The 20,212-nt window shown below is 62.5% G+C and carries 22 protein-coding genes and 2 tRNA genes; 15 read left to right on the top strand and 9 right to left on the bottom strand.

Features of this window, described 5'->3' with window-relative positions; all coding sequences use genetic code 11:
• The first annotated feature begins 27 nt into the window (after window positions 1-27).
• Both AC1DLV_RS06640 and AC1DLV_RS06635 read left to right on the top strand, forming a co-directional pair.
• The gene (locus AC1DLV_RS06640; RefSeq protein ID WP_476798760.1) at window positions 28-921 is read left to right on the top strand and encodes a cation diffusion facilitator family transporter; all 894 of its coding nucleotides are present in this window, start codon (window positions 28-30) and stop codon (window positions 919-921) included.
• A 113-nt stretch (window positions 922-1,034) separates the two neighbouring features.
• Entirely contained in the window at window positions 1,035-1,580 is a 546-nt protein-coding gene (locus tag AC1DLV_RS06635; RefSeq protein ID WP_476798759.1) for a hypothetical protein, read from the top strand.
• A gap of 10 nt (window positions 1,581-1,590) precedes the next feature.
• Here the strand turns inward: AC1DLV_RS06635 and AC1DLV_RS06630 are convergent, their stop codons facing one another.
• Genes AC1DLV_RS06630 through purM form a run of 3 tightly spaced genes read right to left on the bottom strand, consistent with a single transcriptional unit; the run spans window position 1,591 to window position 3,900 of the window.
• Complete coding sequence (locus AC1DLV_RS06630; protein ID WP_476798758.1) at window positions 1,591-2,118, bottom strand: SixA phosphatase family protein; 528 nt, start codon at window positions 2,116-2,118, stop codon at window positions 1,591-1,593.
• Between the two features lie 13 nt (window positions 2,119-2,131).
• Complete coding sequence (gene purN / locus AC1DLV_RS06625; RefSeq protein WP_476798757.1) at window positions 2,132-2,839, bottom strand: phosphoribosylglycinamide formyltransferase; 708 nt, start codon at window positions 2,837-2,839, stop codon at window positions 2,132-2,134.
• Window positions 2,836-3,900 carry a phosphoribosylformylglycinamidine cyclo-ligase gene (gene purM, locus AC1DLV_RS06620; protein WP_476798756.1) on the bottom strand — a complete coding sequence of 355 codons (1,065 nt, stop codon included), beginning with the start codon at window positions 3,898-3,900 and terminating at the stop codon, window positions 2,836-2,838. The genes purN and purM overlap by 4 nt, the downstream gene beginning before the upstream one ends.
• 210 nt (window positions 3,901-4,110) lie before the next feature.
• Here purM and AC1DLV_RS06615 point away from each other — a divergent pair, with 210 nt between their 5' ends.
• From AC1DLV_RS06615 to hdaA, 3 genes are read left to right on the top strand one after another with little or no spacing between them, the layout of a single operon-like run.
• Window positions 4,111-4,668: a CDP-alcohol phosphatidyltransferase family protein gene (locus AC1DLV_RS06615; protein WP_476798755.1), complete on the top strand. Its 558-nt coding sequence runs from the start codon at window positions 4,111-4,113 to the stop codon at window positions 4,666-4,668.
• Window positions 4,640-5,806 (top strand): AI-2E family transporter, encoded by a 1,167-nt coding sequence (locus AC1DLV_RS06610; protein WP_476798754.1) that lies wholly within the window; start codon window positions 4,640-4,642, stop codon window positions 5,804-5,806. The genes AC1DLV_RS06615 and AC1DLV_RS06610 overlap by 29 nt, the downstream gene beginning before the upstream one ends.
• Before the next feature lie 2 nt (window positions 5,807-5,808).
• Window positions 5,809-6,510, top strand: coding sequence for a DnaA regulatory inactivator HdaA (gene hdaA, locus AC1DLV_RS06605; RefSeq protein ID WP_476798753.1), 702 nt, complete (start codon window positions 5,809-5,811; stop codon window positions 6,508-6,510).
• Between the two features lie 3 nt (window positions 6,511-6,513).
• Here the strand turns inward: hdaA and AC1DLV_RS06600 are convergent, their stop codons facing one another.
• A complete protein-coding gene (locus AC1DLV_RS06600) occupies window positions 6,514-6,792 on the bottom strand; it encodes a hypothetical protein (protein WP_476788899.1) in 279 nt (92 codons plus the stop codon).
• Between the two features lie 68 nt (window positions 6,793-6,860).
• Complete coding sequence (locus tag AC1DLV_RS06595) at window positions 6,861-7,961, bottom strand: helix-turn-helix transcriptional regulator (RefSeq protein WP_476798752.1); 1,101 nt, start codon at window positions 7,959-7,961, stop codon at window positions 6,861-6,863.
• Between the two features lie 398 nt (window positions 7,962-8,359).
• On the opposite strand from AC1DLV_RS06595, the gene AC1DLV_RS06590 reads away from it, so the two are divergent.
• The gene (locus AC1DLV_RS06590; RefSeq protein ID WP_476784059.1) at window positions 8,360-9,289 is read left to right on the top strand and encodes a glutaminase; all 930 of its coding nucleotides are present in this window, start codon (window positions 8,360-8,362) and stop codon (window positions 9,287-9,289) included.
• 55 nt (window positions 9,290-9,344) lie between these two features.
• Here the strand turns inward: AC1DLV_RS06590 and AC1DLV_RS06585 are convergent, their stop codons facing one another.
• A complete protein-coding gene (locus AC1DLV_RS06585) occupies window positions 9,345-10,196 on the bottom strand; it encodes a LysR family transcriptional regulator (protein WP_476798751.1) in 852 nt (283 codons plus the stop codon).
• Window positions 10,197-10,370: 174 nt separating this feature from the next.
• On the opposite strand from AC1DLV_RS06585, the gene AC1DLV_RS06580 reads away from it, so the two are divergent.
• Genes AC1DLV_RS06580 through AC1DLV_RS06560 form a run of 5 tightly spaced genes read left to right on the top strand, consistent with a single transcriptional unit; the run spans window position 10,371 to window position 15,572 of the window.
• Window positions 10,371-11,411 (top strand): FecCD family ABC transporter permease, encoded by a 1,041-nt coding sequence (locus AC1DLV_RS06580; protein WP_476798750.1) that lies wholly within the window; start codon window positions 10,371-10,373, stop codon window positions 11,409-11,411.
• Entirely contained in the window at window positions 11,408-12,421 is a 1,014-nt protein-coding gene (locus tag AC1DLV_RS06575; protein WP_476798749.1) for a FecCD family ABC transporter permease, read from the top strand. Before AC1DLV_RS06580 ends, AC1DLV_RS06575 begins: the two co-directional genes overlap by 4 nt.
• Window positions 12,418-13,221, top strand: a complete 804-nt coding sequence (locus tag AC1DLV_RS06570; protein WP_476798748.1) for an ABC transporter ATP-binding protein — start codon at window positions 12,418-12,420, stop codon at window positions 13,219-13,221. The genes AC1DLV_RS06575 and AC1DLV_RS06570 overlap by 4 nt, the downstream gene beginning before the upstream one ends.
• A 12-nt stretch (window positions 13,222-13,233) precedes the next feature.
• Window positions 13,234-14,190, top strand: coding sequence for an ABC transporter substrate-binding protein (locus AC1DLV_RS06565; RefSeq protein WP_476798747.1), 957 nt, complete (start codon window positions 13,234-13,236; stop codon window positions 14,188-14,190).
• 23 nt (window positions 14,191-14,213) lie between these two features.
• Window positions 14,214-15,572 (top strand): MATE family efflux transporter, encoded by a 1,359-nt coding sequence (locus tag AC1DLV_RS06560; protein ID WP_476798746.1) that lies wholly within the window; start codon window positions 14,214-14,216, stop codon window positions 15,570-15,572.
• 169 nt (window positions 15,573-15,741) lie between these two features.
• Here the strand turns inward: AC1DLV_RS06560 and AC1DLV_RS06555 are convergent.
• Window positions 15,742-15,818 (bottom strand) — tRNA-Pro (locus tag AC1DLV_RS06555).
• A 158-nt stretch (window positions 15,819-15,976) separates the two neighbouring features.
• On the opposite strand from AC1DLV_RS06555, the gene AC1DLV_RS06550 reads away from it, so the two are divergent.
• The 3 genes from AC1DLV_RS06550 (at window position 15,977) to AC1DLV_RS06540 (ending at window position 17,255) form a co-directional block, all read left to right on the top strand.
• The gene (locus AC1DLV_RS06550; protein ID WP_115732770.1) at window positions 15,977-16,282 is read left to right on the top strand and encodes an ETC complex I subunit; all 306 of its coding nucleotides are present in this window, start codon (window positions 15,977-15,979) and stop codon (window positions 16,280-16,282) included.
• A gap of 44 nt (window positions 16,283-16,326) precedes the next feature.
• Window positions 16,327-16,403, top strand: a tRNA-Arg gene (locus tag AC1DLV_RS06545).
• 144 nt (window positions 16,404-16,547) lie between these two features.
• Window positions 16,548-17,255 carry an MgtC/SapB family protein gene (locus tag AC1DLV_RS06540; protein ID WP_476798745.1) on the top strand — a complete coding sequence of 236 codons (708 nt, stop codon included), beginning with the start codon at window positions 16,548-16,550 and terminating at the stop codon, window positions 17,253-17,255.
• Between the two features lie 25 nt (window positions 17,256-17,280).
• Here the strand turns inward: AC1DLV_RS06540 and AC1DLV_RS06535 are convergent, their stop codons facing one another.
• Both AC1DLV_RS06535 and AC1DLV_RS06530 read right to left on the bottom strand, forming a co-directional pair.
• Window positions 17,281-17,805, bottom strand: coding sequence for a cupin domain-containing protein (locus AC1DLV_RS06535; RefSeq protein WP_476798744.1), 525 nt, complete (start codon window positions 17,803-17,805; stop codon window positions 17,281-17,283).
• Between the two features lie 109 nt (window positions 17,806-17,914).
• Complete coding sequence (locus tag AC1DLV_RS06530) at window positions 17,915-19,090, bottom strand: cystathionine beta-lyase (RefSeq protein WP_476798743.1); 1,176 nt, start codon at window positions 19,088-19,090, stop codon at window positions 17,915-17,917.
• A 121-nt stretch (window positions 19,091-19,211) separates the two neighbouring features.
• On the opposite strand from AC1DLV_RS06530, the gene AC1DLV_RS06525 reads away from it, so the two are divergent.
• Window positions 19,212-19,970, top strand: coding sequence for a phosphatase PAP2 family protein (locus tag AC1DLV_RS06525; protein WP_476798742.1), 759 nt, complete (start codon window positions 19,212-19,214; stop codon window positions 19,968-19,970).
• The last annotated feature ends 242 nt before the right edge of the window (window positions 19,971-20,212 follow it).

Here is a 20,212-nt window from a genome sequence, read left to right as displayed (position 1 = left end):
CGGTGGCACTATCAACTTGAGGGCACCATGAGCGGCGACCACGCGCACGGCGACATCGAAAACACCCCGGTCTCGCGGTTATGGATCGCTTTCGGCCTGACCGCCACCTTCACTGTGGCGGAGGCAGTCGGCGGCTTCGTCACCGGCAGCTTGGCGCTGATCTCCGATGCCACGCATATGCTGACAGACTCCATGGCGCTGGCGATCGCGCTTGTGGCGATCAATGTCGGTCGCCGGCCGGCCGATCTTCTGCGCACTTACGGCTATGCACGTTTTGAGATTTTGGCTGCGGCATTCAATGCGCTCCTGTTGCTCGCAGTTGCTTTCTACATCCTGTACGAGGCCTATGTCAGGCTATCTGCGCCACAAGACATTCAGTCGATTGGCATGCTGGGCATCGCCGTCATCGGCCTGCTGGTCAATCTGACCTCGATGCGCCTGTTGGCAGGTCACAAGGACGGCAGCCTCAACGTGAAGGGCGCTTATCTCGAAGTCTGGGCCGACATGCTCGGCTCGGTCGGCGTCATTGTAGCTGCGGTGGTCATCTGGCTTACCGGCTGGCAATGGGTCGATTCGTTGCTGGCGGTCGGCATCGGCTTCATGGTCTTCCCGCGCACCTGGGTACTGCTCAAGGAATGCATCAACATCTTGCTCGAAGGTGTTCCGCCTGGCATGGATCTGGCCGAGGTCGAAAACGCGATCGCAACGGTGCCAGGCGTGGCCTCGGTGCACGACCTGCATTTGTGGGCGATCACCCAAAGCAAGGCGTCGCTGACCGCGCATACGGTCCTGGATGAGGGGGCTGACGCCGAGATCGTGCGCCAGGCTATCGAAGCGCGTCTGCAGGAGAAATTCGACCTCCACCACACCACGCTTCAGATGGAACGCGAAAACTGCGCGCCATTGGAGCGCATTCACTGACGCACCCTGCGTCACGCTGTCTTTTCAGCGGTTTGTCCTTTTATCTCTAACAACTCGTCCTATGTGTGCTCGGCCGATGATTCGTCGGTGCTGAACCAATGCGGAGACGGTCGATGGGCGAACAGGGCTTCAAGAACAAGAATAAGGGACCCGAAAAGGGCCATGGCGGCGAGCTCGGAGAGGTCCTGAAGGCCATCAACGCTTGGCAAGGCGACAAGGCGGCTGACGGTCGTCGTGATGGCGCCGGGAAGTGGGGCTCCAGCGACGGAAGCCAAGCATTTGGCCGCGATGGTTCCGCGAAGGTCGAGCGCCGTTCGCGTATGCCGAAGTTCGGCATGGCGGTGGCATTGATCGTGCTTGTGTTGTGGTCACTGTTTGCCTGGGTCGGCTACAGCCTCGTCGACAGCATTCTTGCCTGGACGTCAACCAATGTCGACGCGATCGTGCAAACCGGCAAGGATGCCGCGACGGCGACCGGCATCGGAACTGAGGTCGTCGGTGCGTTCGACAGCTCGCAGACCAGCGGCTTTCTCGGCGGATTGGTTGGCCTGGTCGGTGTCGTCCTGCGTCCGCTGATCGTCGTCGTGTGGTTGGGTGGCGCTGTACTCATTCTTGGCGCGCCCTGGCTGGTGTCCCTGCTGCGCCGCCGCCGCGCCTGACGCGCAGCCTTCAGTCGAGATTTTTGGGACGCAGGCAGTGGGTGAGACGGGCGGCGCTACTTTGCAGCTCGTCCCAGCGGCCCTCGAATTCGAAGCGGGCAAGGGCAGCACTTGGGAATTTTTCCTCAAGCAGATGAAGCGCCTCGCCATTCGAGCCGGGGCCGGCGAGCTGCAGGGCAAATGTCTCAAGCCCCGGATTATGGCCGATGATCAGCACTGTGCCGATGTCCCTGGACGTCGTCCTTGCGGCGTTGAAAAGGTCATTGGCCGAAGCCCCGTAGAGGCTTTCCAGGAAAACAACCTTGGGCCGAGGTTTCGGCCAACTCGCTGATGCGAGCTGCCAGGTCTCGCGCGTGCGCGCCGCTGGCGAAACAAGAGCGAGATCAGGCAGCCAGCCGCGTTCGGCGATCTCTGTGCCCATGCGCGGCGCGGCTTTCTGGCCACGCGGCGACAATGGCCGGTCGAAGTCGGCAAGTGCAGGCGTGTCCCAGCTCGATTTGGCATGGCGCAGAAGCAGCAATTGCCTGGTCTTCGCCATACCGGCCTCCCGGTCAGGGGGTGATGCGCGCCAACTGCTCGAGATCGATCTCGTCGCGCGCCGGGTTGGGCGCGGCAATCTCGTCCTGGCCGATCGTGTCGTGGAAGCTGGAATAGGCGGTACGGCCGCCTTCCATCCGCACCTTGCCCTCGGCAAACAGCTTGAGGGCGAGGGGATAGAGCCGATGCTCGGCCTTGAGCACGCGTGCTGAAAGCGTAGGTTCGTCGTCGTCAATCAACACCGGCACGGCAGCCTGGGCAATGATCGGCCCGTCATCCATGGCGGGCGTGACGAAATGCACGGTGCAGCCATGAACACGGATGCCGGCGTCGAGCGCGCGGCTGTGGGTGTCGAGGCCCTTGAAGGACGGCAGCAGAGCTGGATGGATGTTGATCATCCGGCCTTGCCACTTCTCGACGAAGCCGGTGGTCAACAGTCGCATGTAGCCTGCAAGGGCGACGATCTCGGCGCCGAAAGAGGCAAGGGCTGCATCGATCGCAGCATCGTGCGCGTCCTTGCTGGCATGGTCGCTGCGCGCAACCACCTTGGTGGCGATGCCGCGGCTGGCCGCGATACCCAGGCCCGCAGCGTTGGCCTCGTCGGAGATGACGCCGACGATCTCGGCCGGGAAGGCTGGGTCGGAGGCTGCATCGATCAGGGCCGCCATGTTCGAGCCGCGGCCAGAGATCAGGATGACGGTGCGCTTGCGAGGCGTGCTCATAGCGACAGCGAACCGCGATAGATGACGCCGGTGTCACGGCGCGGCACGATGCGGCCGATCGGCGTGACCGTCTCGCCTGTTTCCTGCAGCACGGCTGCGACCTGCGCTGCCTGACTGTCGGCAACCACCGCGATCATGCCGATTCCGCAGTTGAAAGTGCGCATCATTTCCTCGGGCGCAACGCCACCGGTCGCGGCGAGCCAGGAGAAGACGCGCGGCACGTCGATGGCGGAAAGATCGAGCTCGGCGGAGAATTCCTTGGGCAGCACCCTTGGGATGTTTTCGGGGAAACCGCCGCCGGTGATGTGGGCCAGCGCCTTGATCCCGTGGGTTTCGCGGATCGCCTTGAGCAGTGACTTTACATAGATGCGCGTCGGCTCGAGCAGCGCTTCGGCGAGCGTCGGTCCGTCGGCGAAGGGCGCGCGGTCGCTCCATTTGAGGCCGGATGTTTCAACGACGCGGCGCACCAACGAATAGCCGTTGGAGTGAACGCCCGAAGACGCGAGGCCGAGCAGCACGTCGCCTTCGACAACATCGTCGGTGGGCAGAAGCTGGCCGCGCTCGGCGGCGCCGACGGCAAAGCCGGCGAGGTCGTAGTCGTTGCCGTGATACATGCCCGGCATTTCGGCGGTCTCGCCGCCGATCAGCGCGCAGCCGGCCTGGCGGCAGCCTTCGGCGATACCCGAAACGATGTCGGCGCCCTGGTTGGGGTCGAGCTTGCCGGTGGCGAAATAGTCGAGGAACAGCAGTGGCTCGGCACCCTGCACGACGATGTCGTTGACGCACATGGCCACGAGGTCGATGCCGATCGTGTCGTGCTTGCCGGCGTCGATGGCGATCTTGAGCTTGGTGCCGACGCCGTCATTGGCTGCGACCAGGATCGGATCGGTAAAGCCGGCGGCCTTGAGGTCGAACAATCCGCCGAAACCGCCGATCTCGCCATCCGCGCCTGGCCGGCGCGTCGATCGCACCAGCGGCTTGATCTTCTCGACCATCAGGTTTCCGGCGTCGATGTCGACGCCCGCCTGCGCATAGGTGAGACCGTTCTTGCCTTCGCTCATCGTCAAGTCCTGATGCCGTGCGCTTTTGGGCGCTATTCGCATGAACGGCTCTTCCCCGCAAGCGAGACAGGCCGGAAGCAGCGCAATCAGCCTGCCAAAGCAGTGGACAGGGCCACATTCCGGCCCATCCCTTGCGGAGGTGCCAAGTCTCGCCCATGTATCGGGAAAAGACAAAGAGTATCGACAAAAGACCAAGGGGGGACGCAGGTTGTGACTATTCCGAACATGATCACGATCATGCGCCTGGTGCTCGTGCCATGCGTGATCTACGCCATGTTGTCGGGGGAGTGGGATTGGGCCTTCGCCGGTTTCGTCATTGCCGGCGTCTCGGATGGGATCGACGGTTTCATCGCTCGCCATTTCAACCAGCGCTCGGAACTCGGCGCCTATCTTGACCCGATGGCCGACAAGCTGCTGCTGGTCAGCGTCTTTGTCGTGCTCGGCATCATGGGGCATTTGCCGCTGTGGCTCGTGATGCTGGCGGTTTCGCGTGACGCCTTGATCATCGGTGCGGTGCTGCTGTCGACGGTGATGGGCAATCCAGTGGTGGTGAAGCCGCTGATGGTGTCCAAGGTGAACACCGCCATGCAGATCATCCTGGCGGCAATCGTGCTGGCCGAACTGGCTTTCACGCTCGACTTGGGCCCTGTTCGCCCGGCGTTGATAATACTGTCCGGCCTCTTGACCGTCGCTTCCGCGGCAGCCTATCTCGTGGCTTGGCTGAGGCACATGAGCGGTAATGGCGAAGGCGAAACTCCCAACCGATAACGAGGCGGCCGAAGAAGCCGCGTCGGCGGCATTCCGCAAGCAGATACGCTTCTGGCTGATCACGGCCCTTCTGTTCGCCGCGTTTCTTTATCTGTTCAGCAATATCCTGCTGCCCTTCGTGGCGGGCATGGCGCTGGCCTATTTCCTCGATCCGGTCGCCGACCGGCTGCAACGGCTTGGCCTGTCGCGAGTCATGGCGACGGTGGTGATCCTCATCTGCTTCATCGTGATTTTGACTTTGGCGCTTGTGGTGCTGATCCCGGTGCTGGCCTCGCAGATGGCCGACTTCGCCGCCAAGGTGCCCGGTTATGTCGAAAAGCTGCAGCAGCTGGTCACCAATTTCGACCCGCAATGGCTTGAGCAGCGCTTTGGCGTCGATGCGGCCGGCTTGCGCGAAGGGCTCAACTCGCTGCTGAGCACTGGCTTCGGCTTCCTGTCGACCGTGTTCCAGTCGATCTGGAGCTCGGGCGTGGCGCTGTTTTCCATCGCCAGCCTGTTCATCATCACGCCGGTCGTCGCTTTTTACATGCTGCTCGACTGGGACCGCATGGTTGCCGTCGTCGACAGCTGGGTGCCGCGCGACCATGTCGAGACGGTGCGCCAGCTTGCCACCGACATCAACGCGGCGACCGCGGGCTTCGTGCGCGGGCAAGGCACGCTCTGCCTTGTGCTTGGCGTGATGTATGCGATTGGCCTGACGCTGACCGGTCTGAATTTCGGCGTGCTCATCGGCCTGTTTGCTGGCCTCATCAGCTTCATTCCTTATGTCGGCTCCATGGTCGGGCTGGTGTTGTCGGTCGGCGTGGCTTTCGTCCAGTTCTGGCCGGACTGGACGATGGTGGTGGCCGTGGCCGCCGTGTTCTTCGTTGGTCAGTTCATCGAAGGCAACATCTTGCAGCCGCGCCTGGTCGGCAAGAGCGTGGGCTTGCATCCTGTGTGGCTGATGTTTGCGCTGTTTGCCTTCGGCGCGCTGTTCGGCTTTGTCGGACTGCTGGTGGCCGTGCCTGCCGCTGCGGCTGTCGCCGTTCTGGTCCGTTTTGCCATCTCGCGCTATCTTGAGTCGCCGCTCTATTATGGCCATGCGGTGCGCCCGCCCGCCGATCCCCGTGAGACGGGCGGCGCAAGTTCGGAAAAATGACCGTGACGCGCGAGCCTTTCAAACCGCGCCAATTGCCGCTCGACCTCGGCCATTCGCCGGGGCTTACGCGCGACGATCTGGTCGTGTCGCAGGCCAATCAGCAGGCAGCCGCCCTGATCGACCGCTGGCCGGAGTGGCCGGCCCCCGTGGTGCTGCTCGCGGGCCCGGCAGGGTCGGGCAAGTCGCATCTCGCTGCGATCTGGCGCGACTATGCCGGCGCGATCGAGCTCAGCCCGTCCGACATTTCCGCCCATCTGGGCGATATCGGTTCCGTGCCGGTGCTGATCGACGATGCCGATCAGGGCAGGCTCGACCAGGAAGGCTTGTTTCACCTCATCAACACAGTGCGCGGCGCGGGCTCGCATCTGCTGCTCACCGCGCGCAGCTTTCCCACCGCCTGGGGCGTGACGCTGCCTGATCTCGCCTCTCGGCTGAAGGCTGCGGCGACTGTGGAGATCGAGGAGCCCGACGACATTCTGCTTGCCGGCGTCATCACCAAACTCTTCGCCGACCGTCAGGTCGAGGTTGAGCCGCATGTGGTGCAGTTCCTGGTTCGCCGAATCGAACGCTCGCTGTCGACCGCCATCCACGTCGTCGATCGCCTCGACCGTGCCGCGCTCGAACAAAAGACCCGCATCACACGAGCCCTTGCCGCCGAGACGATCGGTGCGCTCGACGCCGGGCAGGGCGAACTGGAACTCTGAGCTTCAGGCCAGTCGCGAATAAAGTGCCTTTGCCGCAAGCAGCACGCCGAGGATGGTCGCATTGGAGGCAAAGCCGACGACCACTGCGGTGGCGGTGCTGTGACCGTCCGCCGACCCAAGGCTGAGCGGGATCAACACGGCAACGAAGACGATGCCAAGCGCAATCGGAATCCAGCGGTTGAGCACCTGCGCGGTATTGGCCGCGGTGAGCACCAGCGCAATCAGCAGGCCGATGCGGAACGGATCGACAAGCTGGGCGAGATAGATATCGAGATAGGGCACTGGCATTCCTCCCAAATTCAGATGTGCAGGTCACGCCCGAACTGTCCAGTAAGCCTATGGTCTAGCACTCAGCAGGACGCGCGTGGCAGCGTGACCCCGAGCAATAGCCGCACCAGCGACGACTGCTTGGAAACGCCCGATTTGGCGAAGATCGAACGTAGATGTGATCGCACGGTTTCCCTGGCGATGCCGAAATCGACGCTGATGGCGTCGATCGAGCGGCCGTCGGCGAGGGCGGATGCAATCCGAGCTTCGCTCGGCGTCAGGTCGAACAGCGCTTGAAGCACATTGGCCGATGGCGCGCCCGGTCCGGGCAGGGGCATGATGACGAGGATGCAGTGAATGCGGCTGAACAGGTCATGTGCTGATCCGCGGACCGGTAGCAGATGCACGACACTTGATGGCCTGCCGTTCTCTCCAGCGATCGGAAACGACTGGACGATACCGCGCCTGGCGCCGCCCGCGAGCGCCGACAGCGCGCTCTCAAGCAGGGCGTCGGCTTTCTTGTCGGTGATCTTGGCGCGGCCTGAACAATCCTGGACGGTGGCCGGTATCAGCGTGTCCATCAGCCCGTTGCAGGCCAGCAATTGCCCGCGCCCGCCCAAAACCGCGGCCGGCAGTCCAAGCGCCTCCAGTGCGTCGGCACCGGCACGGGCCTTTTCAAGACCGATTCGGGCGCTGACCATCGCGGCGCGTGCAAGATGCGGACGCATGCGGTCGAGTGCGTCGACATAGTCCCGCTCGAAGGGACCGCGCTCTGTCTTCCGTTCGAGATTGAAAGACAGCACATCGCCGGTCGGGATCGGGATGTGGGTGCCTGCTGCCCAGCCGATTCCCCGGGGATGAAGGAAATCGCGATAGATCGGCTCCGTTTCCAGCTCTTGCTCGGTGAAGGCATCGAGATCTGTGATGAAACCGGGATAGGCCAGGGCCTCTGCGCGGGCCTTGCGCGCGTTGACCGCCATCCAGCCCTCGCGCATGAACGCTTCCACATGCGGCGCGACCGCTTCCGAAGCGAGATAGGCCGACGCGCCCTGGCTGATGGTGAAGAGATAGCCGCCCAGGCCCTCTACGGCTTGCGCCAGTCCATCAAGTAATACGGGCCACTTCTCCGGTATGAAGGAAGCCTCGTAGATCTGATCGATGAATTGTTCGGATAGCTCCGCCAATCGTTTGCCACTCCCCACCCTGGTCCGCCGCCTGTTGACCAAAGTCATTCGCCCCCTGGCGACCGGCCTGTGGGCGGATCCACTAGGCTAGGGCATGATCGAACGCAAAGCCGGATTCGGTTTTGCTGACCACGCTTTAGTAGAACGATAGCACTACACTTGGATTCATCAAGCGCTGGTCGTGGTGCGCAAATGTCGCAATCGCGCCAAAGCGCGTGTTTCAAGGGTAAGTGCAGGCGGCAAGTGGACATCCGTGGCCCTATGTTGCCGAGTTCTCAATGCTCTTGGCGGATGCCCCGAGGGCGGGCCGATTGCCGCCGCGCTTGGCTTGGGCGCATGTAAGGTGGATTACTGACGCCACAATTCGATTCTAGCCGGACGGCTTATCAGGAACCGCGATGTCTCAATTGAAAGATGTTCTGGACGAAGTGGTTGCGGAGATGGCGAACGCGCCTGAGCGCGGCGAGGTCGCTTCCTACATCCCGGAGCTTGGCAAGGTCGATCCGGCGAAGTTTGGCATTGCGGTCATCATGAATGATGGCGAGGTGGTGGCTGCCGGCGACGCTGACGAACCCTTTTCCATTCAGAGCATATCCAAGGTGTTCACCCTGGCGCTGGCTTTGGGGCGAGCTGGCGACACCTTGTGGAACCGAGTTGGCCGGGAGCCTTCGGGCACGCCCTTCAATTCCATTGTCCAGTTGGAGCGGGAAGAGGGGATACCCAGAAACCCATTCATCAATGCCGGTGCGATCGTTGTCTCGGATGTGCTCTTGGCCGGCCATCAACCGCGCGAGGCCATCGGCGAGATCCTGAGTTTTGTGCGCTCCCTTGCCGATGACGATACCATCGTGATCGACCGCGACGTCGCCAATTCCGAACGCGCTACCGGTTACCGCAACTTCGCGCTTGCCAATTATCTCAAGGGATTTGGCAACCTGAACCACGCGCCGGAGCTGACGCTTGGGGTCTATTTCCATCACTGCGCCATCGCCATGAGCTGCAAGCAATTGGCGAATGCCGGACGCTTCCTGGCGAATTCCGGCAGAATTCCTTCCTTGAACCACACGGTCATATCAGGCGAGCGGGCCCGGCGTATCAATGCCCTGATGCTCACTTGTGGCCACTACGACGGCTCGGGCGAGTTCGCGTTCCGTGTCGGCATTCCCGGCAAGAGCGGCGTTGGGGGCGGGATATTGGCGATCGTGCCTGGAGTTGCGTCGATTGCGGTGTGGTCGCCTGGCCTGAATGATCGCGGCAACTCGATGCTCGGCTCGATTGCGCTGGAGAAACTGACCAAAAGAATGAACTGGTCAATCTTCTCATCCTGACCCTGGCCGAATCACGCGCCGAGGAATGAGTTCGAAACCGCCTTCTTGGCCAATGTCAGATAGCAGTCGATCCCGACCCCCATTGGCTGAGCCAGGACGAGAACTGCTGGCTCAGCGCGGTGGAGGTGTCTATCGACGCTTCATAGGCGCCGACGACCGCTGTTATTTCAGGGCACAGCGCCACCAGCATGCCGCTCCTGAGCTCGTTTTCGATGAAAGCAGGATTGGCTTGCCCTACGCCCAAACCTGAAATGCAGGCGTCGATGGCCGCTTCGTCGGTGTCGAATGTGATGGCTCCTGCCTTGGGTGCAAACGCCATGCCGGCAGATGCCGACCATTGCAGCCATGACCATGCATCCGCCGTGTCGAGCAGAACCGGCAGGTCGAACAGCGCTTCAGGCGAAAGTGGATCAGTGAGCCCGCGAAGCAGTTGCGGCGTGCAGACGCTCACTGTCTTGTCCAACAGGAACGCATTCGAAAATGCGGTCGTCTCCGTGCCCCTGACATAGCCGATCGTAAGATCCGCCGCATCATTGCCGGGCTTCTGCGAACGAAACGATAGGTCAGCTCCCGGGCAGCTGCTCCTGAACGATCCGATGCGCGGGATCAGCCAGCGCTGCGTCAGCGTGATCGGTGCCTGAACGGTCAGCCGCGCCCGATGGGGCGAAATCTCACGCGCGCCGGTTTCAACAAGAGCCAGAGCACCCTTGGCATGGGTGAGGAAACGTCGCCCGGACTCGGTCAATACGACAGCGTTGTGGCTACGCTGGAAAAGAGCGGCGCCAAGGCTCTCCTCAAGCGTCTTGATCTGCCTACTGATCGCGCTGGGCGTCAGGCGCAGTTCCTCGGCGGCAAGCGTCAGGCTGCCGGTGCGGGCCACCGCAACGAACGCGGGCAAGGTGTTCAAAGACGGGAACCGGGAGGGTCCTGCTTGAGAGTTTTGCATGCCGGATTGAGAAGTTTTCGATTGCACATTGGGTCTTGGTGGGCAATTTGCCATAAAACTTGATAATTGTCCTCACCAATAAACATGGCCCGCGATGCGAACGATGTTCCTTCACCAGAAGACCGGCGCGGCGCAATGACATTGCTGATCGACGGCGCATCGGCTGACGGCGGAGCGGCGAAACTGAGCCGCAAAGGCTGCTTCGGCATTGTCGGCTTGCTGGTCGCTGGCCTCGTCGTGCTCGCTGGCATTGGCTTTGCCGGGCTGTTCGTTGGCGGTGTCACCACGCCGGTGCCCTTGGTCATCGACGCGCTGCTGGGGCGTAGCGCTGGACCTGAAGCGGCGATCTTGTGGAGACTGCGCATTCCGCGTGAACTTCTGGCCATTCTGGCCGGGGCAGCGCTCGCCTGTTCGGGCGTCGTGATGCAAGGCGTGGCGCGCAACGCGCTCGCGTCGCCGGACCTGACCGGCGTGCTGACCGGCGCAAGCTTTGCCATCGTCGTTTTCTACGTCTTCGTGCCCTCGGTGCCGGCCATCGCCCATCCTTTCATCGGCCTCGCCGGCGGATTGCTGGCTGGCGGTACGAGCCTCCTGATTGCGTCAGCCGGCGGCCTGTCGCCGGTCAGGCTGGCGCTGGCAGGGTCTGCCGTCGCCTTCTTTTGCGCCGCCGGCATCACCACGGCACTGATCCACGCTGGACCGACGGTCGCCTCGGTGTTTTTCTGGCTCACCGGCGGACTTGCCGGCCGCGGCTGGCAGCATCTCATCATCCTGCTGCCCTGGGCCGTGGCGGGTTTGTGTGCTTGCGTCGTGCTGGCGCGTCCGCTCGATCTGCTCGCACTCGGCGACGAGGCTGCTGAAACGCTCGGGCTCAATGTGCGCTTCTGGCGTCTTGCTGGTGCTGTGACGGCGATCGTCCTGTCGGTCGGCGTCGTTGCGGTCGCGGGCCCCATCGGCTTCCTCGGCCTGTGCATTCCCCACGTGGCCCGCAGCATCGTCGGCGTCAGGCATCAGGTTTTGTTGCCCGTCTCGGCCATGCTGGGAGCGATCGCGCTGCTGACCGCCGACACGCTGGCGCGCACCATGGCCGCTCCGCGCGAACTGCCGATCGGCGTCCTGACGGCAATCGTCGGCGGCCCCTTCCTCATCCACATGGTCTGGAGGAAGACGGCGTGAGCAGGCTTCCGTTCTGGCCGACAGCTTCTGTCACCTTCTGCGCACTCATTGCGCTTGCATTTCTTGCCGCGCTCAATGGTGCTGCCGATCTCGGTCTGTATCGTGGGCTCGAAGCCCTGTTTTTCCACACTGGCGACGCCGCCGGCATCTTGTGGGACATCCGGCTGCCGCGTGTTGCCATCGGTATCCTCGTTGGTATTCATCTCGCCGTCTCGGGGCATCTGCTGCAGGCAGCCACCCGTAATCCGCTGACCGATCCCAATGTGCTCGGCATTTCAGGCGGCGCCATGCTCGCCGTGATGATCTTCCTGCTTTTCACCGTCTATTGGGGCCAGACCGACGGCAGCAAGCTGACCTCTTATCCGGTAGCACCCTTGCCCTTCGTCGCGCTCGTTGGCGGCCTGGTCGCAGCGACCTTGACCTATCTCGTCGCCTGGCGTGCGGGTGCCACCCCGTTGCGGCTGGTGCTGGCCGGTATCTCCATTGGCATCACCTTCCAGGCGCTTGGCCTCGGCATCTTCGCCGCCTGGGGCTCGACCCGCATGGAGACGGTGCTGCTATGGCTGTCGGGCAGCCTCTATGCCCGTGGCTGGGAGCACGCACTGCATCTGCTGCCTTGGACCATTGGCGGGTTGTTGGCGCTGCCGGTGATGGTGGCCAAGCTCGACTTGCTGTCGATCGGCGACGATGCGGCGGCGACGCTTGGCGTCAATGTCGGCGCGATCAGGCTCGCGGCCATCGCCCTTGCCACCGTGCTGGCGTCGAGTGCCGTGGCGATAGTCGGGCCATTGGGCTTTGTCGGCCTCATTACGCCTCATGCCGCGCGTCGGCTGGTCGGCACTTCGCTGGCCAAATCTTTGCCGATTTCGGCACTTCTGGGCGCCTTGCTCGTGACATCAGGCGACCTTTTGGGCCGCATCGCCACCCCGCCGGCCGAAATCCCCGTCGGTGCGGTCACCGCGCTGATTGGCGTGCCGATTTTCCTCGTGCTTTTGGGACGACGCCTATGAACGGCCTGATCTGCCAGGACATCTCCCTCGGCTATGGTGCGCGCCAGGTGCTGTGCGATGTCAGCCTGTCGGTTCCCAAGGGCAAGATCACCGCGCTGATCGGGGCCAATGGATGCGGCAAGAGCACCTTGCTGCGTGCCATGGCAGGCCTGTTGCGACCGATGTCGGGTGAGGTCGCGCTCGATGGCCAGAAGCTGTCGGCATGGCCGCGCAAGCAATTGGCGCGCAGGCTCTCATTCCTTCCTCAGGAAATGGTCGACCCGCCGGAGATAACGGTGGCCGAACTCGTTGCCTATGGCCGGCATCCGCATCGCGGCCTTCTGGGGCGGACAGCGCCCGGTGACGCGGAAGCGGTGGCGCGCGCGATCGCTGCCACCGACATGAGCAGCCTCGCCGACCGCATGGTCTCAACGCTCTCCGGGGGCGAGCGCCGCCGCGCCTGGATCGCCATGGCGCTTGCCGTCGACGCCGGGATCCTGTTGCTCGACGAGCCCACGACCTTCCTCGACATCGGCCACCAGTTCGAGGTGCTCGAGCTGTTGCAGCACATCAACCGCACCCAGGGCATCACGGTGGTGCTGTCGCTGCACGACCTCAACCAGGCGGTGCGTTTCGCCGACCATCTCGTCGCCGTCGATCGCGGCACCATCATCGACCAGGGTGCTCCAGCCGATGTCATGACCGAGCATCTGTTGACCGAGACCTTTCGCGTCAGCGCCACCGTCACCCGCAACCAAGACCATCCGCCGGTCTTCATTCCCACCGGCTCGATCAAGGCTCCTTCACGTCTCATCCATTGAAAGGCTTATGTCATGAATCGCAGAGATTTCCTGATCCGCTCCACCGCCGTTGGCATGGTGGCGATGTTCGCGACCGCAGCCAAGGCGGCACCGCATACCATCACCGACGATCGCGGTGTGGCTATCAAGCTTCCCGATGATGCCAAGCGGGTAGCCGCCATTTCCTATTTCGGCGCCGATGTTGCCTTGGCACTCGGCATCACGCCTGTCGCCACCACCTACATGGTGGAAGGCCGCAACCCCGACCACCTGCTCGACAGGCTTGTCGACGTGCCCAAGATCGGCCAGCGGGCCAGCCCCAATCTGGAGCTTCTGGCCCAGGCCAAGCCTGATCTGATCGTCGCCATCAAGCGCTACACCGAAGCCAATGCGGGCAAGCTCGAAGAGATCGCGCCCTATCTCGCGGTTCGCCTGGAGACACCAGAGGACTCCGAGCGCGACCTGTTGCTGGTGGCCGAAGCGCTTGGCAACAAGGCCGAAGGCGAAAAGCTTGTCGCCGATTTCCACGCCGAGTTCGACGCCCTGAAGACCAAGGCGCCGAAGGACCGGGGCGTCAAATATCTCTATTTCTACGGTTCGGGCGAGGCGCCATGGACCTTCTACGAAGACGACGTCACCGCCTCGATCCTGACCACGCTCGGCGGCGTCAATGTCGCCGGCAAGAACCCGACGCCCGAGGTGCCCGACAACACCGCCTTCGAGATGAACCTCGAGGCCATGCTCGTTGCCGATCCCGACGTCATCATCGTCTACGATTACGGCCCGGATCGCCCGTTCGAGACAAACCCGATCTGGTCGTCGCTGCGCGCGGTGCAGGAAGGCAAGGTTCATTTCGTTGGCGATCACTGGATCGAATCGCACGGTCCCATCGCCCGCCGCGTCGTCATTAACGAGGCTGCGGCGATTCTCTATCCCGACGTCTTCAAGGCCGATGCCCCGCGCATCATCGCGGCCCGCATTCTCGCCTGATAGAGGGACTTCCGAAGCGCGACATGGCGAATACATTCATCTTGTCGCGCTTCATCGTCGATGCGCGCCACATCCTGCAGCTGGCGGTGCCGCTGGCACTTACTCAGCTTGCCCAAGTGGCGATCTCGACCACCTCGATCATCGTGCTCGGCCTGCTTGGTTCGGCCGAGCTCGCCGCTGGCGGCCTGGCGATCGGCCTGTTCAACCTGATGCGCACCATGGGCGTCGGCCTTGCAGTCGGAACCGCCAATCTCGTCGCCGAAGAAGTTCGCGGCACGGGCGATGCCGAAAAGATCGCCCACTACGCCGCCTCAAGCCTCCAGATATCGACATTGGCCGGCCTCGTCGCCGTGGCGCTCATGACGCAGGTCGAGCCGCTGCTCTTGTCGTTCGGACAAGATGCTGAGGTCGCGCGGCTTGCCGGCATTTACCTGATGGCGACGTCCTGGGGCATTCTTCCGTGCCTTTGGTTCAATGCGCTGCGCAGCTTCACCGTCGGCTTGAGAAAGCCGGGGCCGGTCCTGGCGATCACCTTGGCCTCCATCGCCATCAACGCGGCACTTGCCTTCGGCCTTGCCACCGGCCGTTTCGGCTTGCCGCAGTTTGGCGCGACAGGCGTTGCCCTTGCTGCAGCCTTGGTGCACCTGGCGAGCTTCGCCGCGCTTTCGATGCATGTGCTGCGGTCGCCGGGCTATGGCGCCTACAGAATCGTGCCGGCTTTGCTGCAGCTTGATGTGGGCGCCTGGAAACGAACATTGGCCCTCGGCGTGCCGACCTCGGCGGCATATGGTTCAGAGGCCGCTTTCACAGTCGCCATTGCCTTGTTGATGGGCACGTTCGGCGAGGCGGCACTGGCCGCGCACAATATCGTCAACCAGATCATCTACATCGCCTTCATGCTGGCGGTTGGCTTGTCGCATGGCACATCAGTTGCCATCAGCGAGGCGCAGGGCCAGGGGCAGGGCGCCCTGAAACGGCGCTACGGTGCGATCGGCGTCGGCATTGGCATAGTGATCATGGCGATCGTTGGTGCGGGCTACATCGCGATGCCAGGTCTTGTGCTTCTTCCGTTCGGATCGGATACGGGACCGAGCACCACGGAGACGATGAGGCTTGCCGCCCAACTGCTGACGATTGCCGCAATCCTGCAAATCTTCGACTGCTCGCAGAACATCGGCGTGGGTCTGATGCGTGGCCTCGGTCGCGCCAGGCTGACGCTTGGCTTGACCCTCGTCGGCTATTGGCTGGTCGGCTTTCCCGTGGCCGTGGCCCTGTCTTATGCGCTCGGCCCGACGGGCGTGTGGTGGGGGCTCAGCGCTGGACTGGCGGCGACCGCGATCCTGATCCTGTCGAGCTTCGAACGACTCACGGGGACGCGGTGATCCGACACCCAGCGACTTCGCTACGAGGGCGGGAGGCATGAAGCCATCGGGCCGCGCGCGATTCGTTTCGACCGTCGCCGTGCCTAACATGTGCTTGTGGAGGGGAGTTTGCCTGATCGGCAAGGCCAATGGGCTGCGCAATCCAGGCAATTGATCTTGCAAAGTAAAATGGTCGGAGTGGAGAGATTCGAACTCCCGACCCTCTGGTCCCAAACCAGATGCGCTACCAGACTGCGCTACACTCCGAAATCACATTTCGATGCCGTGCCTAGTGGCTTCCGCTCGACAAGGCAAGGGCAAAAACGACGAAACCGGCTTTCGTCTTGCAGCAAAGGCGATTGCACAGTAATGACGGGCTCATCTGGATGTCCGTGCGTCTGCGCGGAATCACGAGTGAGGTAAGTATGTCCGCGCGAATTTTCAGCCCTGCCAAGACCGCCATGCAGTCGGGCAAAGCCAAAACCGGGCACTGGGTGCTCGAATTCGACGCCGAAAAGCCGAAGAAGATCGATCCGCTGATGGGCTACACCAGCTCCGGCGACATGAAGAGCCAGATTCGTCTGACCTTCGAGACCCGCGAAGAAGCGGTTGCTTATGCCGAAAAGGAAGGCCTAGCCTTCCGCGTCCAGGAGCCGAAAGAAGCCAAGCGCCGGCAGATTTCCTACTCGGACAATTTCCGTTATGACCGCAGGACGCCCTGGACGCACTGACGTCTTAAGGCATGATTATGCCGGCTCGCCATGGGCCGGCCAGCGGTCCCGTAGCTCAGCTGGATAGAGCACCGGCCTTCTAAGCCGATGGTCACAGGTTCGAATCCTGTCGGGATCGCCATCTTCTTGCACTGCGATTGCGGTGACTTTGGACACCATCTTCTTTGGCATCTGACGCCAGCTTGCCTCTCAAGACGCAAGCCGCTTAAATCCTGCTTGCGGGCAGGGCTCGCTCCATTGCTTCATAGCTGGCCAGCGGGATCGAATGACACATTCACTGCCTGAATTCCTGTCTATTGCGCCCAGACTTGTCGTTGCCGTCTTGCTTGGCGTGCTGATCGGCATCGAACGTCAGTGGCGACAGCGACATTCGGGACTGACCACTCATGCGCTGGTGGCGCTTGGCGCTGCGGCCTATAGCGCGCTGCCGACACTGGTCGGTGTCACCAGCGAAGTTCGCATGGGCAGTCAGGTGGTAACGGGCATCGGTTTTCTGGGTGCCGGCTTGATCATGAGGGACGGCCTCAGCGTGCGCGGCCTGAGCACCGCGGCAACCGTGTGGGCAACTGGCGCCGTTGGCGTGCTTGCCGGCTACGGCAATCCCGTGGAGGCGGCTGAACTGGCGGTTCTGATCGTCTTCATCAACCTTGTCCTTCCGCGCCTGAGCTGGCTCGTCGATGAAATGGCCCCCGAGAGCAAGGAAGTCCCGCGCTTTTATGTCATCGAGCTGAAATGCAAAGCGCGTGACGAGGCGATGGTGCGAACCATGCTTCTCCAGGCGCTCAGCGTGCGCAAGCTCAGGTTGCAGTCATTGGAAAGCCATGCGCTGCCGGATACGAGCTCGGTAGAGGTCGAGGCTCTGGTATTCAGCGCGCGCGAGGAAGACAGCCTGGTGGAGCATCTTGTCGGCGAATTGAGTGTTACGCCCCAGATAGTTGCGACGAGCTGGACCTCAACAACACCGCCCGAGTAGCCGCTGGACGAATTCAATCCTGGCGCTAGCTGCGCCCTTTTTCTCGCATCGCACGAAGCTTGTCGGGCACCCCGTCATGGTCTCCGAGCATCCGTTCAGGCGCATCGCCCCACCAGTCGTCGCGCATGGCCTTGCGCTCAAGATTGCGCGGATAGACGATGCGGTTTTCGGACTTGTTGGTTTCGCCGATCACCAGAAGTCGAACCTCGGTTTCGGTGTTGTTGAGAAAGCTGTGGGCCTGTCCGGTGCCCGCAGGAAATCCCACGGAGTCACCGGGCTTCAGCCGATGCAAGTTGCCGTCCAGCCAGACATCGGGCTCGCCCTCCAGGACATGGACGAACTCTTCTTCGGCACTTTCGGCGTGCGGAAACGACGTCCGCCGGCCAGGCGGCAGACGGACATGGTGGATGCCGATCCGCTCAAGGCCAAAATGCGCGCCAAGGGGGGCACCAATGCCCCTCAATTCGTCGGTGCCGGAAAATGTCTCGCCGTCCGGCCGTTCGACCTCGGTCCAGTGGGCGATTTCTGAAGGACGGTCGGACGCGGCCATTTGGATCCTCGCCAAGAGTTGCCAAGGCACCACTGTTGCGCTCGCCGACTACGCCGTCAATGTGTGCAGCATTACCCCGAAGGTTCGAATCGGTCCGAACGGCTCGACCTCACTCCGCGCTGTTGGCCGCAGCCAGGGCGGCCGCAATGTCTTCCTTGAGGTCGGCAACGTCTTCCAGCCCGATCTGCAGGCGGATGACCGGTCCTTCGTAAGGCTCGTTGGCAATCTTGCGGTCGCCGAGGAATACCGGCACGGCAAGGCTCTCATAGCCGCCCCAGGAATAGCCGAGGCCGAAGATTTCGAGCGCATCGAGGAAGGCATGCGCCTTCTTGGTGCCGCCGCCGGCGAGCACCACCGAGAAGATGCCGCTGGAGCCTGCGAAGTCGCGTTTCCACATGGCGTGGTCGGGGTGGCTTTCGAGTGCCGGGTGCAGCACGCGCGCAACGCCGGGCTGGCCTTCGAGCCAGCGGGCGATTTCAAGCGCGCTCTTCTCGTGATGGGCAAGGCGGACGCCCATTGTGCGCAAGCCGCGCAGCACCTGGTAGACGTCGTCAGGGCCAGCACAGCAGCCGAGCGTGTCGAAGGCTTCCCTGAGGCGCGGCCAGCAGGCGGCGTTCGCCGAAACCGTGCCGCTGAGAATGTCGGAATGGCCGGCCGGATACTTGGTTGCGGCGTGGATGGAGACATCGACGCCGAAGTCGAGCGCCTTGAACAGCAGCGGCGTGGCCCAGGTGTTGTCCATCATGACGATCGCACCCGCTGCATGCGCGGCTTTGACGATCGCGGGGATGTCCTGCACCTCGTAGGTGTTGGATGCCGGCGATTCGGTGAACACGACCTTGGTGTTGGGCTTGATCAGTTCGGCAATGGCCGCACCCGCATGCGGGTGGTAATAAACGACCTCGACGCCGAGACGCTTCAGCATGGTGTCGGCGAAATGACGGGTCGGATGATAGACCGAGTCGGTGATCAGCACATGGTCGCCGGCCGACAGGAAGCCGAGCAGCGGCACGGTGACGGCGGCGAGGCCCGAGGGAACCGCGATTGTGCCGGCCGAACCTTCAAGCTGGTCAATCGCCTCGCACAGGGCGTCGGTCGTGGGCGTTCCACGGGTGCCATATGTGTATTTTTGAGCACGCCCCGCCATCGTTGCGGCATTGGGATAAAGAACCGTCGAGGCGCGCACGACCGGCGGATTGACAAAGCCATGAAAGCCGTGTGGATCGTGCCCGCAATGCGCGAGCCGCGTGTTGACGCCTTTGATCCTACCGTTGTCTCGAGTCATGAAACCGCACCCTTTCAGCGAAGACGCCAGCCATAATGCGACCGCTCTACCGGCGCAACCGCCGCGCGGCCCCGTTCGGCTGGGCCAGATATGGCCAGCGGGTTTTGCCGGGCGCCTCTTTGTGACGATCGCGTTTACCTGGCGCCGCATGTGGCGCGCTCCTGTAGGCACTCCGCCGCCGGTCTGGACACGTCAGCTGACGCTGTTGTTGCTTTGCGGTGCTTGTGTTGTCGGATTGCTGTTTTTCATCGATTCGGCGGTGATGAATTTCATCCTTTCCAACCGCAACAAGCTGACGAGTTGGCTGGCTTGGCTGAGCGATGTCGGCAGGTCCGAATGGTACCTCATTCCTTCCTTGTTGGTCTATCTGGCAACCGCGACCGCCGATTGGCGCGGCGTCGGCTATGGCTTCCGGGCTCGGCTGGTGACGCTGTTTGGCCAGGCAGCTTTTGTTTTCGGCTGCGTTGCAGTCACTGGCATCGCGGTCAATATCGTCAAGTTGTTTTTCGGCCGCGCCAGGCCGGCATTTTACGGCGAATACGGTGCCTATTATTTCGATCCCTTCGTGGTGACGCGCTATTCGTCGAGCTTTCCCTCGGGCCATGCGACGACGCTGGGAACAGTCGCCGCGATCCTGATGATCTGGTTCCCGCGCCATTGGTTGCCGATCGGCATCGTTGGCCTGCTGTTTTCGGCTTTGCGGATTCCGGCCGCCGCGCATTATCCATCCGACGTTGCGGCCGGCTATCTGTTCGGGCTCATCGTGACGATCATTATCGCCAGGTTCTTTGCTGCGCGTCGGGTCGGTTTCCGCCCAATACCGGGCAAGCTCCTGCCAGCCGCCACCGGATTCCGCAGGTTGAAGCGCGCTGCCGGCTAAGCGGCTGGAACCACGCCAGTCGCGCGCAGCACAGATCGCGCCGGGACCTTTCTAATACTAAAGACCGAGGCGTCCATCCCGGGCCTTTATTGCTTGACCTAATAAGAATTATCGCCTTCGATGTCATTTGTGAACCGGACTGCAGCAATGCGCGCCGGATAGGTGCGCAATCCGGGAAATGGGCCGGATAGGGGACGCTGAGTTCACAGATCAAAAAGACAGGCAACGCCTGCAAAAAAACA

The organism is Aminobacter sp. 01T433, assembly GCF_056398585.1.
Note: the sequence above shows the minus strand (reverse complement) of the source record. Positions and strands in the feature narration are given on the sequence as shown.

Bases quoted from the DNA above. Each gene is read 5' to 3' on its own strand.
- AC1DLV_RS06560 (WP_476798746.1), top strand. From the start codon at position 14,214: ATGGCGAATACATTCATCTTGTCGCGCTTCATCGTCGATGCGCGCCAC.
- AC1DLV_RS06635 (WP_476798759.1), top strand. From the start codon at position 1,035: ATGGGCGAACAGGGCTTCAAGAACAAGAATAAGGGACCCGAAAAGGGC.
- purN (WP_476798757.1), bottom strand. From the start codon at position 2,839: ATGAGCACGCCTCGCAAGCGCACCGTCATCCTGATCTCTGGCCGCGGC.
- AC1DLV_RS06640 (WP_476798760.1), top strand. From the start codon at position 28: ATGAGCGGCGACCACGCGCACGGCGACATCGAAAACACCCCGGTCTCG.
- AC1DLV_RS06610 (WP_476798754.1), top strand. From the start codon at position 4,640: ATGGCGAAGGCGAAACTCCCAACCGATAACGAGGCGGCCGAAGAAGCC.
- AC1DLV_RS06530 (WP_476798743.1), bottom strand. From the start codon at position 19,090: ATGACTCGAGACAACGGTAGGATCAAAGGCGTCAACACGCGGCTCGCG.
- AC1DLV_RS06570 (WP_476798748.1), top strand. From the start codon at position 12,418: ATGAACGGCCTGATCTGCCAGGACATCTCCCTCGGCTATGGTGCGCGC.
- AC1DLV_RS06565 (WP_476798747.1), top strand. From the start codon at position 13,234: ATGAATCGCAGAGATTTCCTGATCCGCTCCACCGCCGTTGGCATGGTG.
- AC1DLV_RS06540 (WP_476798745.1), top strand. From the start codon at position 16,548: ATGACACATTCACTGCCTGAATTCCTGTCTATTGCGCCCAGACTTGTC.
- AC1DLV_RS06550 (WP_115732770.1), top strand. From the start codon at position 15,977: ATGTCCGCGCGAATTTTCAGCCCTGCCAAGACCGCCATGCAGTCGGGC.
- AC1DLV_RS06590 (WP_476784059.1), top strand. From the start codon at position 8,360: ATGTCTCAATTGAAAGATGTTCTGGACGAAGTGGTTGCGGAGATGGCG.
- AC1DLV_RS06580 (WP_476798750.1), top strand. From the start codon at position 10,371: ATGACATTGCTGATCGACGGCGCATCGGCTGACGGCGGAGCGGCGAAA.
- AC1DLV_RS06535 (WP_476798744.1), bottom strand. From the start codon at position 17,805: ATGGCCGCGTCCGACCGTCCTTCAGAAATCGCCCACTGGACCGAGGTC.
- purM (WP_476798756.1), bottom strand. From the start codon at position 3,900: ATGAGCGAAGGCAAGAACGGTCTCACCTATGCGCAGGCGGGCGTCGAC.
- AC1DLV_RS06630 (WP_476798758.1), bottom strand. From the start codon at position 2,118: ATGGCGAAGACCAGGCAATTGCTGCTTCTGCGCCATGCCAAATCGAGC.